Origin of the sequence: Stenotrophomonas sp. CCNWLW162 (assembly GCF_037203745.1) — a bacterium.
Classification (GTDB): domain Bacteria; phylum Pseudomonadota; class Gammaproteobacteria; order Xanthomonadales; family Xanthomonadaceae; genus Stenotrophomonas; species Stenotrophomonas maltophilia_AQ.
Genome location: NZ_JBBCBL010000003.1, coordinates 106056 through 120690, shown reverse-complemented (window position 1 = coordinate 120690; position 14635 = coordinate 106056). Strand labels below are relative to the sequence as shown.

Genomic DNA, 14635 nt, shown 5'->3' with positions numbered 1-14635 from the left:
GATTGTCAGGGGAATCTACCCTCCGGGCCATCCTGGAAGAAGCGCGGGAGTGCATATGACCAATGCATGGAGGATATATATGCATGCCTATAACGTCACTCTGATTCCCGCGGAAGCAGTTGCATCTCGATACTCGATGCCTTCAGTCATCGGTTGACCGGCTGGCCGTCCGGCGCGGGAAATCGATAGCCGAGCATGGCTCGGCTCTATAGAGAAGCCAGCTCCCGCGCCAGGAACGGCGCCGTCCTGCTGCCTTTGGCGCGCGCCACCTGTTGCGGCGTTCCTATCGCCACGATGGTGCCCCCTGCCCCGCCAGCTCCGGGGCCTACATCAATCACCCAGTCCGCCTGTGCGACCGCGCGCATGTCGTGCTCAATCATCACCACCGTATTGCCCGCGTCCACCAGCCGCTGCAGCTGCACCAGCAGCCTGTCCGCGTCCGATGCATGCAGGCCGGTGGTGGGCTCATCCAGCACGTACAGCGTGCGGCCGCGCTGGCTGCGCTGCAGCTCGGTTGCCAGTTTGATGCGCTGTGCCTCACCGCCTGAAAGTTCGGTGGCCGGCTGGCCCAGCCTCAGGTAGCCCAGACCGATCTCCTGCAGCAAGTGCAGCGGCCGGGCAATGGCATCTTCCTCGCTGAAGAATGCATGCGCCTGGTCGACCGTCATCTGCAGGACCTCGGCGATGTTGCGGTCATTCCACTGCACCTCCAGCGTGGCCTCGTTGTATCGCGCGCCGTGGCAGGTAGGGCACGGTGCATAGACGCTGGGCATGAACAGCAGTTCGACGCTGACGAAACCCTCGCCCTCGCAGGTCTCGCACCGGCCCTTGGCCACGTTGAACGAGAAGCGGCCCGCATCGAATCGGCGGCGGCGCGCGGTGGGTGTCGCGGCGAACAGCTTGCGCACGTGGTCGAACAGCCCGGTATAGGTGGCGAGGTTGGAGCGTGGCGTGCGGCCGATGGGCTTCTGGTCCACCTGCACTACCCGCTGGATGGCGTCTACATCGCCCGCCAATGTGCCCCGCGTCGTTTCAATTACGGTTGGCCCGTTGGTGGGTGTGCTATCGGCACTATCGTCCGCGGGCTCATGCCCGAGGTGCAGCAGCAACAGCTCGGGCAGCGCCTGCGCCATCAGGCTGGACTTGCCCGACCCGGAAATGCCGGTCACGGCCGTCAGCAGCCCCAGTGGTATCTGCGCGTCCACGCCCTGCAGGTTGTGGCGATGGATACCCTTCAGTTCCAGCCAGCTGTTGGCGCTGCGCTGTCGGCTGGCAGGCGCAGGCACCTGATCGAACAGATACAGGGCCGTGCGCGACTCCTGAACCTTGCGCAGGCCGTCGGGCTCGCCACTGTAGAGGACCTGGCCACCGTGCTCGCCCGCCTCTGGCCCAACATCCACCAGCCACTGCGCGCGGCGCATCAACTCCAGGTCATGTTCAACAACGAACACCGAGTTTCCGCCGTCGAGCAGCCGCTCCAGCGCGTCGTACAGCGCTTGGCTGTCGGCGGGGTGCAGGCCAGCCGAGGGCTCATCGAGCACGTACAGCACACCAAACAGCAAGGAACTGAGCTGGGTGGCCAGCCGCAGGCGCTGCAGTTCGCCAGCGGACAGGGTTGGCGTGGCGCGATCCAGCGAGAGATACCCCAGGCCCAGGTCACGCAGCTGGCGTACCCGCGCCATCACACCGCCTGCCAGCCGCTGTGCGGCCAGTCGCTTCTCTTCGGACAAGGCCGAGGTCAGCCGGACGTCGGGGGCGCCCTCGTGGGTCGCTTGGCCACTCGCGGCCCTCCGGGCGCGATCACGTGGTGTCGCGCTCCTGCTGGTGCGAGTGCCCTTGGTGTGCGCGCCGAAATCACCTTGTGCGATGGGCCCGAGCAGATCCGCCAGTTGATCCAGCGGAAGCCGCATGAACTCGCCGATATCCACGCCGGCGAAGGTGACCGAGAGTGCTTCCGGCTTCAGGCGTTTTCCGTGGCAGGTCGGGCACAGCTTGCCTTCCATGTAGCGCGAAACACGCTTGCGCATCAGCGCACTCTGGGTGTTGGCAAAGGTGTGCAGCACGTAGCGGCGCGCACCGGTATAGGTGCCCATGTAGCTGGGTTCCAGCTTGCGCTTCAGTGCGGCACGGGTCTCTGCGGGCGTGAAGCCGGCATAGACCGGCACGGTTGGCGTTTCCTCGGTGAACAGGATCCAGTCGCGGTCCTTCTTCGGAAGCTTCTTCCACGGCACATCGATGTCGTAGCCCAGCGTGACCAGGATGTCGCGCAGGTTCTGGCCATGCCATGCCGGCGGCCACGAGGCGATGGCGCGTTCACGGATGCTCAGCGACGGGTCCGGAACCATCAGCGCTTCGGTCACCTCGTACACATGTCCCAGGCCGTGGCAGGTGCTGCAGGCGCCCTGCGGTGTATTGGGCGAGAAGTCCTCGGCGTACAGCATGGGCTGGTTGGCCGGGTACGCCCCAGCGCGCGAGTACATCATGCGCACCAGGCTGGACAGCGTGGTCACGCTGCCCACCGAGGACCGTGCATTGCTGGCGCCGCGCTGCTGCTGCAGGGCAACCGCAGGCGGCAGCCCGTCGATGGCATCCACATCGGGCACGCCCGCCTGGTCGATCAGGCGCCGCGCGTATGGCGCTACGGACTCGAAGTAACGCCGCTGCGCCTCAGCAAAGACCGTACCGAAGGCCAACGACGACTTGCCCGAACCCGACACCCCGGAGAACACCACCAGTGCATTGCGCGGAATGGAGACATCGACATTCTTGAGGTTGTGCTCGCGCGCGCCGCGCACCTCCACGCAACCGCTGGCTGCGGCAGCGCATGAGGATTCACCGAAAGGGTTGTTGGACATCGTTACGTTCCTGCAGGCAGTGAGCGGTGCGCCTCAAAGCGAACCGAGGGATGCATTTTCGCTGCTGCGAGGTGAATGTGGTGAGGGAGTTCCGTCCTCGGGGCTCAACTCCGGCCTCACGGGCCGACAGCCCAGCCTTCACGGCTACCACGGCACCTGCAATGCAACTATGCAGGACGCGCCCTCCCTCCCCTCGGTAAACCATGACCCACCTTCGCCGTCTGTTTGGCCGCTGGCTGCGCCTGCGTCGTCGCGTGCGTTGGCGTTGGCGTGAGCGCCAGGCTTCAGCACCGGCCATCGAGGCCACCGAGGGCCCCCTGCGTGCGGCGCTGTACAGCGTTGAACAGATGGAGGTGTACGGCCGCGCGCTTGCGCGCCAGCATCGGGTACGGATGCGACCTGGCGCGGAGCGCCTGCTCGATCGCCTGCAGGCCAACGAGCGTGTGCTGGAAGACGCCAACACGCTGCTCAGCAGCGTGGTGCGTGAGCAGCGGCCGGTCACCCCGGCCGGGGAATGGCTGCTCGACAACTACTACCTGATCGAAGAACAGATCCAGACCGCACGGCGCCACCTGCCACGCGGCTACAGCCGGCAGTTGCCGTCACTTGCCTCCGGCCCCTCGGCTGGATTGCCGCGTGTGTACGAACTGTCGATGCAGGCCATCGCGCACGGCGACGGCCGCATTGACGCCGACACGCTGGGCCGGTTCATCGCCTCGTACCAGTCGCTCGCGCCGCTGAGCCTGGGCGAACTGTGGGCCGTACCCATCATGCTGCGGCTGGCGCTGCTTGAGAATCTGCGGCGTATGGCCGCCCGGGTGATGCGCGATGGCACGGACCGAAGCCTGGCTGCACAATGGGCTGACAATCTCAATCTCGCGGCCTCCGACACCCCTACGGATGTGGTGTTGGTGGTTGCCGACATGGCACGGTCCGCGCCGCCCCTGACCGGCGCGTTCATCGCCGAGCTGACGCGCTCGCTGCAGGGGCGCGGCGGCGCGTGGGCCATGCCCATCGCCTGGCTGGAACAGTGGGCGGCGGCGGCCGGGCAGCGCGTCGACGAGCTGGTCGCCGCTGAAGGGCAGCAGCAGGCGGCCGATCAGGTATCCATCGGCAACAGCATCGGCAGCCTGCGCTTTCTCTCCACCATGGATTGGCGCACCTTTGTTGAAGACATGAGTGTGGTGGAGCGTCGGCTGCTGGAAGACCCGATGGGCGTCTATGCCCAGATGGATTTCGCCACCCGCGACGCCTATCGCCACGTGGTGGAGAAGATCGCCCGCGGGAGCCGCATGGCAGAGGAGCGCGTTGCAACCATCGCGCTGGACCTGGCACGGGCGGCTACGCCGCCGGATGGGCAACGCACGCACGTTGGCTACTGGCTTGTCGGCGAAGGCCTGCACGCGACTATTGAAGCGGTGGCCGAGGCAGCACCGCGCCACCGCAAGGCACGGCAACTGGCGCATCGCGTGCCGCTTGCACTATACCTGCTGCCGATCGCCCTGCTGGCGGTGCTGGCCACCGCTGGCCTGTTGGCAACCGGCAGTGGTTCGGCCCCCCTCTGGTTGGCCGCGCTGCTTGGGCTGCTGGTGTTCAGTGAGCTGGGCATCGTGCTGGTGAACTGGACCGCGACGGTGCTGGTCGCACCCAGGCCGCTGCCCAGGCTCGACTTCGGCGAGGGCATTCCCGCCGCCTGCGCCACCGTGGTCGCGGTTCCCTCGATGCTGTCCAGCATCGAGGGTATCGACATACTGGTCGAAGCGCTGGAGGTCCGCTTCCTGGCCAACCGCGATCCTCAGCTGCGCTTCGTGCTGCTGACGGACTTTCTCGACGCATCGGCAGCCACGACGCCGATGGACGACACCCTGCTTGCACACGCCGTTGCGCGGATCGAGGAATTGAACGGGCGTTACGCGCCCGAGCGCGGCGATCGCTTCTACCTGCTGCACCGTCCCAGGCAATGGAACCCGGGTGAAGGCGTGTGGATGGGCCACGAGCGGAAGCGCGGCAAGCTGGCCGCGCTCAATGCCCTGCTCCGCCAAGGCGATGCAGCCGCGTTCATGCGCATCGTCGGTGACGCGGCTGCGCTGATCGGTGTCCGCTACGTCATCACGCTGGATTCGGACACGCAACTCCCGCGGGATGCGGCACGCGCGTTTGTCGCCACCCTGGCGCACCCGCTCAACCGCCCGCGCTTCGATTCGACGCTGCAACGCGTGGTGGAGGGTTACGGCATCCTGCAGCCCAGCGTCGGCACCAGCCTGGGCCGGCGCCGCACCTCGCGTTTTGCCCGGATGTTCGGCAGCGAGCCCGGCATCGATCCGTATACGCGCATGGTATCGGACGTCTACCAGGACCTGTTCGACGAAGGCTCGTTCGTGGGCAAGGGCATCTATGACGTCGACGCCTTCGAGCATGCACTGGAGGGGCGCCTGCCCGAAAACCGCATCCTCAGCCACGATCTGCTGGAAGGCTGCTATGCGCGCGCCGGTCTGGTCAGCGATGTGCGACTGTACGAGGACTATCCCGAGCGCTACGCCGCCGACGCCAAGCGCCGTGCACGCTGGATACGCGGCGACTGGCAGTTGCTGCCCTGGTTGATGCCGTGGACCCCGCGTCCGGGCCTGGGATGGGAACGCAACCGGCTCAGTCTGCTGTCACGCGGCAAGCTGCTGGACAATCTGCGCCGCAGCCTGGTGCCGATCGCTGCCCTGGCTTTGCTGTTGGTGGGTTGGCTGTATTCCGCAGACCCCGCCGCATGGACGGCGTGGGTGCTGGCGCTGTGGTTCGCGCCACCGCTGATAGGAATGCTGCGCGATGCCCTGAGCGTGCCCGACGACACGCCGCTGGAGGCGCATTACATCAAGGTCGGGCGCGGTACGCTGCAGTCGTTGCTGCGCGCGTCCACCCAGGTAGCATGCCTGCCCTTCGAAGCATTGCTGGCTGGTGACGCGGTGCTGCGCACGCTCTGGCGCATGGCGGTCACACGCCGCCATCTGCTGCAGTGGAACCCCTCCAGCGAAGTCGAGCGCCGGCTTGGTAGTGACCGCGGCGCGGAATGGCGGGTGATGGCACCGGCCTCTCTGCTGGCACTCGCACTGGTGGCTGTGGTGGCCAGCGTGCGTCCGCAGGCGCTGCCGCTCGCCCTGCCCTTGCTGTTGGCGTGGACCTTCGCGCCGGCGTTGATGGCATGGCTGGGCCGGCCGCCGGCCGCGAGCGTGGCGGAGCTTTCCGTTACGCAGCGGGCGTTCCTGGGCCAGCTGGCGCGGCGCACCTGGTCATTCTTCCAGGCCTGGGTGCGCGAGCAGGATCATTGGCTGCCGCCGGACAACATCCAGGAGCATCCGTCGCTGGTGGTGGCGCGGCGCACCTCGCCGACCAACATCGGCCTGTCGCTGCTGGCAAATCTGTCGGCGTGGGATTTAGGCTATCTGCAGATGGACGCGGTTGCTGAACGTACCGCCCTCACCTTCGATACGCTGGACCAGTTGCCGCGCCATCGCGGTCACTTCCTGAACTGGTACGACACCGAAACCCTGGCGCCGCTGCCGCCGCGCTATGTCTCCACCGTGGACAGCGGCAACCTGGCCGGCCATCTGCTGACACTGCGCCAGGGCCTGATCGCGCTGGTGGACGCGCCAGTGCTTGCACCGCACACGTTCGACGGCCTGGCCGATACGATCGGCGTGCTGGAAGAGGAACGGCAGCGTCATCGCCCCGGCGATGCACCACTGGTCGGGGCGCTCAACCACCTTCGCCAGCGTCTGGCGTCAACGCGCATCGACCGCCCCGTCGGAACGGCGGAGACTCTCGCCCGCTTGCAGGAGCTGGCCGGCTTGGCAGACATCGTGCTGGCACTGTGGCCGGCACCGCCATCGCCCGAGGAAGGCGAACTGCATTGGCCGGCCCTGCTCGCCGCCGAATGCCATGCCGCCCACGCGTCGCTTGCCGATCTCCCTGCCGATGTAATTGCAGACGACGAAGCGCCGGTGCCCAGCCTGCGCCAGCTGGCTGCCCTGTCCGGCAAGGCCGGCGCGGACGCACGCGCGCGCATCCAGCAGATGCATGCCCTGGCGCACCGTGCCGGGCAGTTCTCGATGATGGAATACGGGTTCCTGTTCTACCGCACCCGCAACCTGCTCTCGATCGGTTACAACGTCGACGACCATCGCCTCGACAACAGCTTTTACGACCTGCTGGCATCCGAAGCACGACTGTGCGCCTTCGTCGCCATCGCCCAAGGCCAGTTGGCGCAGGAGAGCTGGTTTGCGCTCGGCCGGATGCTCACCGAGGTCAACGGCATGCCGACGCTTCTGTCATGGAGCGGCTCGATGTTCGAGTACCTCATGCCGCAGCTGGTGATGCCCAGCTATCCGGACACGCTGCTGGACCAGACCGCGCGGCATGCGGTCGAGGCCCAGATCGTCTACGGCCGCACCCTGAACCTGCCGTGGGGCGTGTCCGAGTCCGGCTACAACGCTGTCGATGCGCGCCTGAACTACCAGTACCGGGCGTTTGGCGTGCCGGGGTTGGGGCTGAAGCGCGGTCTGGGCCAGGACCGTGTCATCGCGCCCTATGCCAGCATGATGGCGCTGATGGTGGCGCCGGAAGCTGCGTGCCAGAACCTTCAGGTGCTGGAAGGATTGGGGTTCGCCGGGCGCTTCGGCATGTACGAGGCGATCGACTACACCCCTGCCCGCCTGCCACCCGGGCAGGATCACGTGCTGTTGCGTTCGTTCATGGCCCACCACCAGGGCATGGGCCTGCTGTCGCTGGATTACCTGTTGCGCGACCAGCCGATGCAGCGCCGCTTCCTTGCCGACGCCGAGTTCCAGGCCACCCTGCTGTTGCTGCAGGAGCGTATCCCGCGCATCGGCGTCTTCCATCCGCACGAAGTGGAAGCGCTGGGCGAGCACTCCACCCTGGCCGAGCACGAGACGTCGCTGCGCGTGCTGCGGGACCCGGGTGGCCCGCGCCCGGAAGTGCAACTGCTGTCCAATGGACGCTACCACGGCATGCTGACCCACGCCGGCGGCGGCTACAGCCGCCACGGCGACCTGTCGCTTACCCGCTGGCGCGAGGACGGCACCACCGATGCCTGGGGGTCGTTCTGCTACCTGCGTGACGTCGACAGCGGCGAGTTCTGGTCTGCCGCGTACCAGCCGACCTGCGTGGCGGTGGACAATTACGAGGCGATCTTCTCGGACGCCAAGGCGGAATTCCGTGGTTCGCGCCGCGGCTGCGAGAGCCACCTGCAGGTCGCCATCTCCGCCGAGGACGACATCGAGCTCAGGCGCCTGCGCCTGACCAACCGCAGCCGTCGCCCGCGCACGGTGGAGATCACCACCTATGCCGAAGTGGTGCTGGCACCTGCGGCGGCCGACGATGCGCATCCGGCCTTCAGCAACCTCTTCGTGCAGAGCGAAATCCTGGCGGCCAAGCAGGCGGTGCTGTGCACGCGTCGGCCCCGTTCGCACGACGAGGTGCCGCCGTGGATGTTCCATCTGGTCGCGGTGCATGACGCGGAGGTGGTGTCTATCTCATACGAAACCGACCGCGCACAATTCCTGGGCCGTGGCAACACACCGCGGACGCCGCAGGCATTGACTTCCGATGCCGAGCTTTCCGGCACCGATGGCTCGGTGCTCGACCCGATCGTGTCCATCCGCGTCCGCGTGGTGCTTGAGCCAGAGCAGACCGTGCAGCTGGACATGGTGTATGGCGTCGGCGCTGACCGCCCCGGTTGCGAGGTGCTGGTGGACAAATACCGTGACCGCCGTCTGGCGGACCGCGTCTTCGATCTGGCCTGGACGCACAGCCAGGTGGTGCGTCGGCAGATCAACGCCAGCCAGGCCGAGGCGGCGCTGTACGAGCGCCTTGCCAGCCACGTGCTGTATGCAGGCCCCCTGCTGCGCGCGGGTGCCGGCGTCCTCCTGCAGAACCAGCGCGGACAATCCGGGCTGTGGAGCCATGCCATCTCGGGCGACCTGCCCATCGTGCTTCTCAAGGTCACCGATGCGGACAATGTGGAACTGGTCAGGCAACTGGTGCAGGCTCACGCCTATTGGCGCCAGAAGGGACTCAACACCGACCTGGTCATCTGGAACGACAGCAAGGCCGGCTATCGGCAGGAACTGCAGGACCAGATCCTGGGCATGGTGGCCGCCAGTTCGGAGACAGGCCTGCTTGATCGCCCCGGCGGCATTTTCGTGCGGCCGGTGCAGAACATGACCCACGAGGACCGCATCCTGTTGCAGGCGGTGGCGCGGGCGGTGATCAGCGACGAGGACGGCACCCTTGCCGCGCAGGTCGGCCGACAACCGCTGCCCCCGCGAAGGATCCCGCCCCTGTTGCCGCAGGCAGTGCAGGAGGAACTTGCGCTCTCGATGGAGTCGGCTCCCGGGTTGCCCATCGTCGCCGACTCGGGCCCCGACGTCGGTTTGCCCCCGGGCGCCGGGCACGATGAAGAGATGGACGACCCGTGGCCTTTCCTTCCCCATCGCGGCACCGGCCAGTTCGACAACGGTACCGGCAGCTTCAGCGAGGACGGTCGCGAGTACGTCGTAGTGCTGCGGGAAGGGACGCCGACGCCAGCGCCCTGGGCAAACGTGATCGCAAACGCCCGCCTGGGCACGGTCGTCAGCGAGAGTGCGCCGGGTTATACGTGGTTCGAGAATGCACACGAATTCCGCATGACGCCCTGGCTCAATGATCCGGTGTCGGACACGGGCGGCGAGGCGTTCTACCTGCGCGACGAGGAGACCGGTCATGTCTGGTCGCCGATGCCGCTGCCGCGAAGGGGCAGCGGGGCGTACCGGACACGGCACGGATTCGGCTACACGGTCTACGAGCATGTCGAGGACGGCATCGCCAGCGAGCTGTGGGTATTTGTCGACGTCACCGCGCCGCTGAAGTTCTCGGTCCTGCGCTTGCACAACCTGTCGGGCAGTACACGGCGGCTGTCGGCCATCGGCTACGTCGAATGGGTGATGGGTGACCTGCGGGCGAAGTCGCGCATGCACGTGGCGACCGAGCGCGACCACCAGAGCGGGGCGCTGCTGGCGCGCAATGCCTACAACACCGATTTCGGCGGCCGGATGGCCTTCTTCGACACCGATGCAGACGGCTGCGGCTGGACCTGTGATCGCCTGGAGTTCATCGGCCGCAACGGCAGCCTGCAAGCACCTGCGGCGCTGCGGCGCGAACGCCTGGATGGACGCCTGGGTGCGGGCCTGGATCCCTGCGCGGCGATCCAGGTACCGCTGGAGCTGGCCCCGGGCGATCGCAGTGAAACAACATTCCGCCTTGGCGCGGGGCGCGACCGCGAGGAAGCGCTGGCGCTGGCACGAAGCCGCCAGGGGGCTCAGGAAGCCATCGACGCGCTGGACGCGGTACGCATCCACTGGCGCAATGTGCTGGCCACGGTGCAGGTGCGTACACCGGACCCGGCGTTGGACGCATTGGCCAATGGCTGGCTGGTCTACCAGACACTGGGTTGCCGCTACCTGGCGCGCAGTGGCTACTATCAGTCAGGCGGAGCATTCGGCTTCCGCGACCAGCTGCAGGACGCGCTCGCCCTGGTACACGCCCGCCCGGACCTGACCCGCGATCACCTGCTGCTATGCGCTGCACACCAGTTCACCGAAGGTGATGTGATGCACTGGTGGCACCCACCGCAAGGGCGCGGCGTGCGCACCCGCTGCTCGGACGATTATCTCTGGTTGCCCCAGGGCGCGTGCCGCTATCTGGAAGTCACCGGCGACTCCAGCGTGCTGGACGAAGTGGTCGGTTTCATCGAGGGGCGTGCGGTGACCGCGGAAGAGGAAGGGTATTACGACATGCCCACACCCTCGACGCAGCGCGGCACACTGTACGACCACTGCATCGTTGCGCTCGAGCGTGGTTGCCGGTTGCTCGGCGAGCGCGGCCTTCCGTTGATGGGAACCGGTGATTGGAACGACGGCATGAACCGCGTTGGCGACCAGCAGCGCGGAGAAAGTGTGTGGCTGGGATTCTTCCTGCATGACACGCTTCGTCGCTTCATCATGCTGGCCAATGCCCGCGGCGATGCAGCCCGTGCGCAGTGGTGCCAGGAGCAGGCCGAACGCCTGCGACGGAACCTCGAGCACCATGCCTGGGACGGGGCGTGGTATCGCCGCGCCTGGTTCGACAACGGGACCCCGCTGGGCTCGTCACAGAACGAAGAGTGCCGCATCGATTCGATCTCGCAGAGCTGGTCGGTGCTGTCAGGCGTCGCCGCGCCCGAGCGCGCCTCGCAGGCGCTGGATTCGCTGTACACGCACCTGGTGCGAAAGGACGCCAAGCTGATCCAGCTGCTCGATCCGCCCTTCGACCAGACCCCGGAGGACCCCGGCTACATTCGTGGATACGTGCCGGGCGTGCGCGAGAATGGCGGCCAGTACACCCACGCGGCCGTGTGGGCGGCGATGGCATTCGCACAGCAGGGCGATGCGGTACGTGCCTGGGAGCTGACCGGCATGATCAACCCGCTCAGTCACACGCTGGACCCGGAGGCGATCCAGACCTACCGCGTCGAACCCTATGTGCTGGCGGCGGATGTATACGCCGTGCCTCCGCACGTCGGGCGAGGCGGCTGGACATGGTATACCGGGTCGGCCGGCTGGATGTATCGCCTGTTGGTCGAATCCCTGCTCGGCATACGTCGCGAGGGTGATCGTCTGTCGCTTGAACCGTGTCTGCCCGATCACTGGCCGTCATTCGAATTGAGCTACCGCTTTGGCCGCAGCTTCTATGAATTCGTGGTGACCCGCAGTGCGCAGGGCCGGCCGACGCTGCATGTGGATGGCGCGCTGCAACCGGATCTCAGCGTGCTGCTCCGCGACGACGGTCATCACTACCGCATCGCGCTTGACCTGGCGGCGGCGCCAGGATGAACGTTCGCCTCGAAATACAGTTGCCGCCTGATGTACCTGCTCATCTCCAGGCGGCGATGCCAGCTGTTCGAGGCCGCCTGCGACGCTGGCAAAGCGCTGCGGGCGGCAACAACTACCTCGTAGAAACCTTCCGTGCGTAGCGCAGAACCGTTTCCTCATCCTGCATGGCAATCTTCGCCGAAGACAGCCACCTGCTGGCTGCGCCCTGATTCTCGATAGCCCTCGCAAGATCGTCACACAGACAGTTCGCACAAAGGTAGCCTCCAGGGCTCGGCCTGCGGCATCTCTTGCAAGGCAGCAATGTGGTCTCCGAGGGACTTCGGAGCTGATAGGCAATGCGTACCATCAGGGCCTCCGCGTCCGTGCTTCTGTCATTCAACCTGCTCACACCCGTTACTCCTTCCACAGAAAGGGGGCAACGCAGGCCTGCGCCGCCCTCCTCCAACTACCTGCAGCCGAGATTACTTGTTCGGCTTGTGCGATCCATCCTTGTTGGCATGGCGGTCCTTGGACTCCTTGTCCTGAAGTTGCTGTGCCTGCTGCTTCTGCTTCCCAGCGTCCGGTTCGGCAACCGCGGGCTTGTTCGAGTTCGAGGCGTCACGTTTAAAGTCATTCATGGTCTACTCCATCGCGATGGATTCACCGCATGAGCAGCATGCGCCCACCCCTGTTGTTCACAGGTCGCTTTCAGAGCGGAAAATGAACACCCCGCATGAACACCCCGTCGCCGCCAAAGCTCCAATGCATCCATGTGATGGCAATCCGAGTGGCATGCCTGGCAATGCAGGTCGCCGGACGTGGTTTGATCAACCGTTAACCTGCAGGTGCCACACTCCTGTCTCACGGCTCTTCCCAGGCGCGAAATGCTTCGCCCCCAAGTCCAGCCCCCAGACGGCTCGGCACATGCATCCTCCCAATGCCTTCAGGATCCACACGATCCAACTTCTTCTCGCGCGCAATGATGCAATCGTCCACCTCGAGCAGGTGCGATCAACATGCAAGAACTGTGGGCTGCGGTCCTCAATGACCGAGAGCGCCGGGCTCAGAGCGGGCCCGACAGGCACGACACTGATGTGCCCGGCTTGCGGGGCTACAGGGCTGATGGATGAAATGGAGATATGGCACCACTGGCTCGAGCAATGCCGGCGCCAATGATCTACCCGTCGCCCGGATGCCTTCCAGCCAGCGAACCCATCGTAAAGGCGTAACCTGCCTGCTCCAGAAGCGCCCTCATGCGCAGCTCAACCCCGCGGGGTGAGCGCAGACCGTTCGGTGCATAAAGGGCATACACGTAGCCAGCACCGTCAATGGTCTCGCGGCGTACAGCGCACTCGTTCGATTCAGCAGCTTCGCACCAGACGGACATCAGCCTTGCGGGACTGATCGACTGCCCGCTGCGAAGGCGAAAGAACAGCCAGCGCACCCCTGGCGGTCGAGCTTGATCCAGTCTGGCCATTGCGATTCCCGGATTCCTCTGCATGGATCACTGAGAACTCAGGGTCCAGGCAAGTGTGCGCGGCTTTGGAGGAGCACAGTAGATCCGTGCCCTTGGAAGCCTCAAGCATACGCTCAGGCAATGTCAGCTCCGAATGCGACGCCTACCACGCTGACCCGTCGACTTTCCTCGCACATAGAAAAACGTGCATCTCTTCTTCCTGGACAGCCCTGAACGATTCCAACCAACTGAACGCTACCCCTCGATTCCCGATGGCTGCACCAAGCTTCTCAGTCAAGCACCGTGCACACTCCATTCCGCCATGGCTGGGCGCACAACAGAATCGGCAACACGCCATGGTCGTCGTTTTCTCTGGACGGCACTGGAACATGATCTTCGTCATCAGACTCACAGCCTGGGACCGGGAGGACATGCCATTCCCCAATGAATGCGGAAGTAGCCGCGCCGAGCGCGACCTCTTCCTATGCCTTAGTGACGGATGTCACGGCCGGGATCACTCGGTTTCTCATGCCCGGAACTTGACTTGTCATGCTCATTGTCACCCTGCTGCGGTTGACAGTGCCCATCCATCCGTTATCTCGACGTGCGCAGATCCCTCCCGGATGAACGAGCGCCATGAACAGGCCTGGCCTGCGAAGGGGTGTACAGTGATCTCCCTGAAGGAGAACAGCAATGGAACGCACAAGAAGCAGGCACTACGTCGACGTAGACCGTGAACTCACCCACTGGGAAACCGCGTTCAACCTGGGCGCGCTACCCGCAGTCAATTTCCGGCACGAGGTTGCCCCGGTCATTCGGCTGGCGTGTGATATCTATGTCAGGAACCCTCATGGAACACGCTCAGCATGGCTCGAGGATCTGCAGGAACGGCTCGCCAAGCGTTCAAGCCTGCGCGGTAATCCCGGCGCGGCAGAAATCGCCACTGGATGCTGGATGCTTCTGTCCGTAACCGAGCCGTCCAATCGAAATGGCAACCTCAGGCATCGCCCTGTCGACTAGCCACATCATTTCCTTCTCGCATCAACTGGTCGTTCAGTACGTGCATAATGGACATGACTGCGCTTGCCAGTCCGCGGGCGTCGCTGATTGACCCATAGAAGAAGATCTTCGAGCCCTCGACACGGACTTCGGCCAGTGAGAGTTGAGATGCCAGGGCTTCGCACTTCATGACGAACAGCTCCGTCCATCGCGCACCGGGCTCCAGATCCAGCAGAGCGGTAATTGCTTCGTCCGCGGACAAGTCCACATGCTCACGTAGTTGTGGCACATCGAAGCCGATGATTCTGGGAAGCATCGAGGCGCTCAAGCGTCGGCCCTCTGGTTGATCATCCTGAGTATCCGCCAAGTGGTGCCTGCCAGGTAGGCCCTCGGAGTGAACGGTTCATCCCCCTCGTCCATGCACCAATGTC

At 65.3% G+C, this 14635-nt stretch carries 4 protein-coding genes; 1 reads left to right on the top strand and 3 read right to left on the bottom strand.

All coding sequences use genetic code 11. From position 1 onward, the window contains the following. Positions 1-206 precede the first annotated feature (206 nt). Positions 207-2855, bottom strand: coding sequence for an excinuclease ABC subunit UvrA (locus V9K93_RS09370; RefSeq protein WP_337302438.1), 2649 nt, complete (start codon positions 2853-2855; stop codon positions 207-209). A gap of 203 nt (positions 2856-3058) precedes the next feature. Here V9K93_RS09370 and V9K93_RS09365 point away from each other — a divergent pair, with 203 nt between their 5' ends. After that, positions 3059-11770: a glycoside hydrolase family 94 protein gene (locus tag V9K93_RS09365; protein ID WP_337302437.1), complete on the top strand. Its 8712-nt coding sequence runs from the start codon at positions 3059-3061 to the stop codon at positions 11768-11770. Positions 11771-12231: 461 nt separating this feature from the next. Here the strand turns inward: V9K93_RS09365 and V9K93_RS09360 are convergent, their stop codons facing one another. After that, the gene (locus tag V9K93_RS09360) at positions 12232-12387 is read right to left on the bottom strand and encodes a hypothetical protein (RefSeq protein ID WP_337302436.1); all 156 of its coding nucleotides are present in this window, start codon (positions 12385-12387) and stop codon (positions 12232-12234) included. Between the two features lie 1815 nt (positions 12388-14202). After that, positions 14203-14532 (bottom strand): hypothetical protein, encoded by a 330-nt coding sequence (locus V9K93_RS09350; protein ID WP_337302435.1) that lies wholly within the window; start codon positions 14530-14532, stop codon positions 14203-14205. Positions 14533-14635: the final 103 nt, after the last annotated feature.

Excerpts from the sequence above, each read along its gene's own strand:
- V9K93_RS09370 (WP_337302438.1), bottom strand. The coding sequence starts at position 2,855 with ATGTCCAACAACCCTTTCGGTGAATCCTCATGCGCTGCCGCAGCCAGC.
- V9K93_RS09365 (WP_337302437.1), top strand. The coding sequence starts at position 3,059 with ATGACCCACCTTCGCCGTCTGTTTGGCCGCTGGCTGCGCCTGCGTCGT.
- V9K93_RS09360 (WP_337302436.1), bottom strand. The coding sequence starts at position 12,387 with ATGAATGACTTTAAACGTGACGCCTCGAACTCGAACAAGCCCGCGGTT.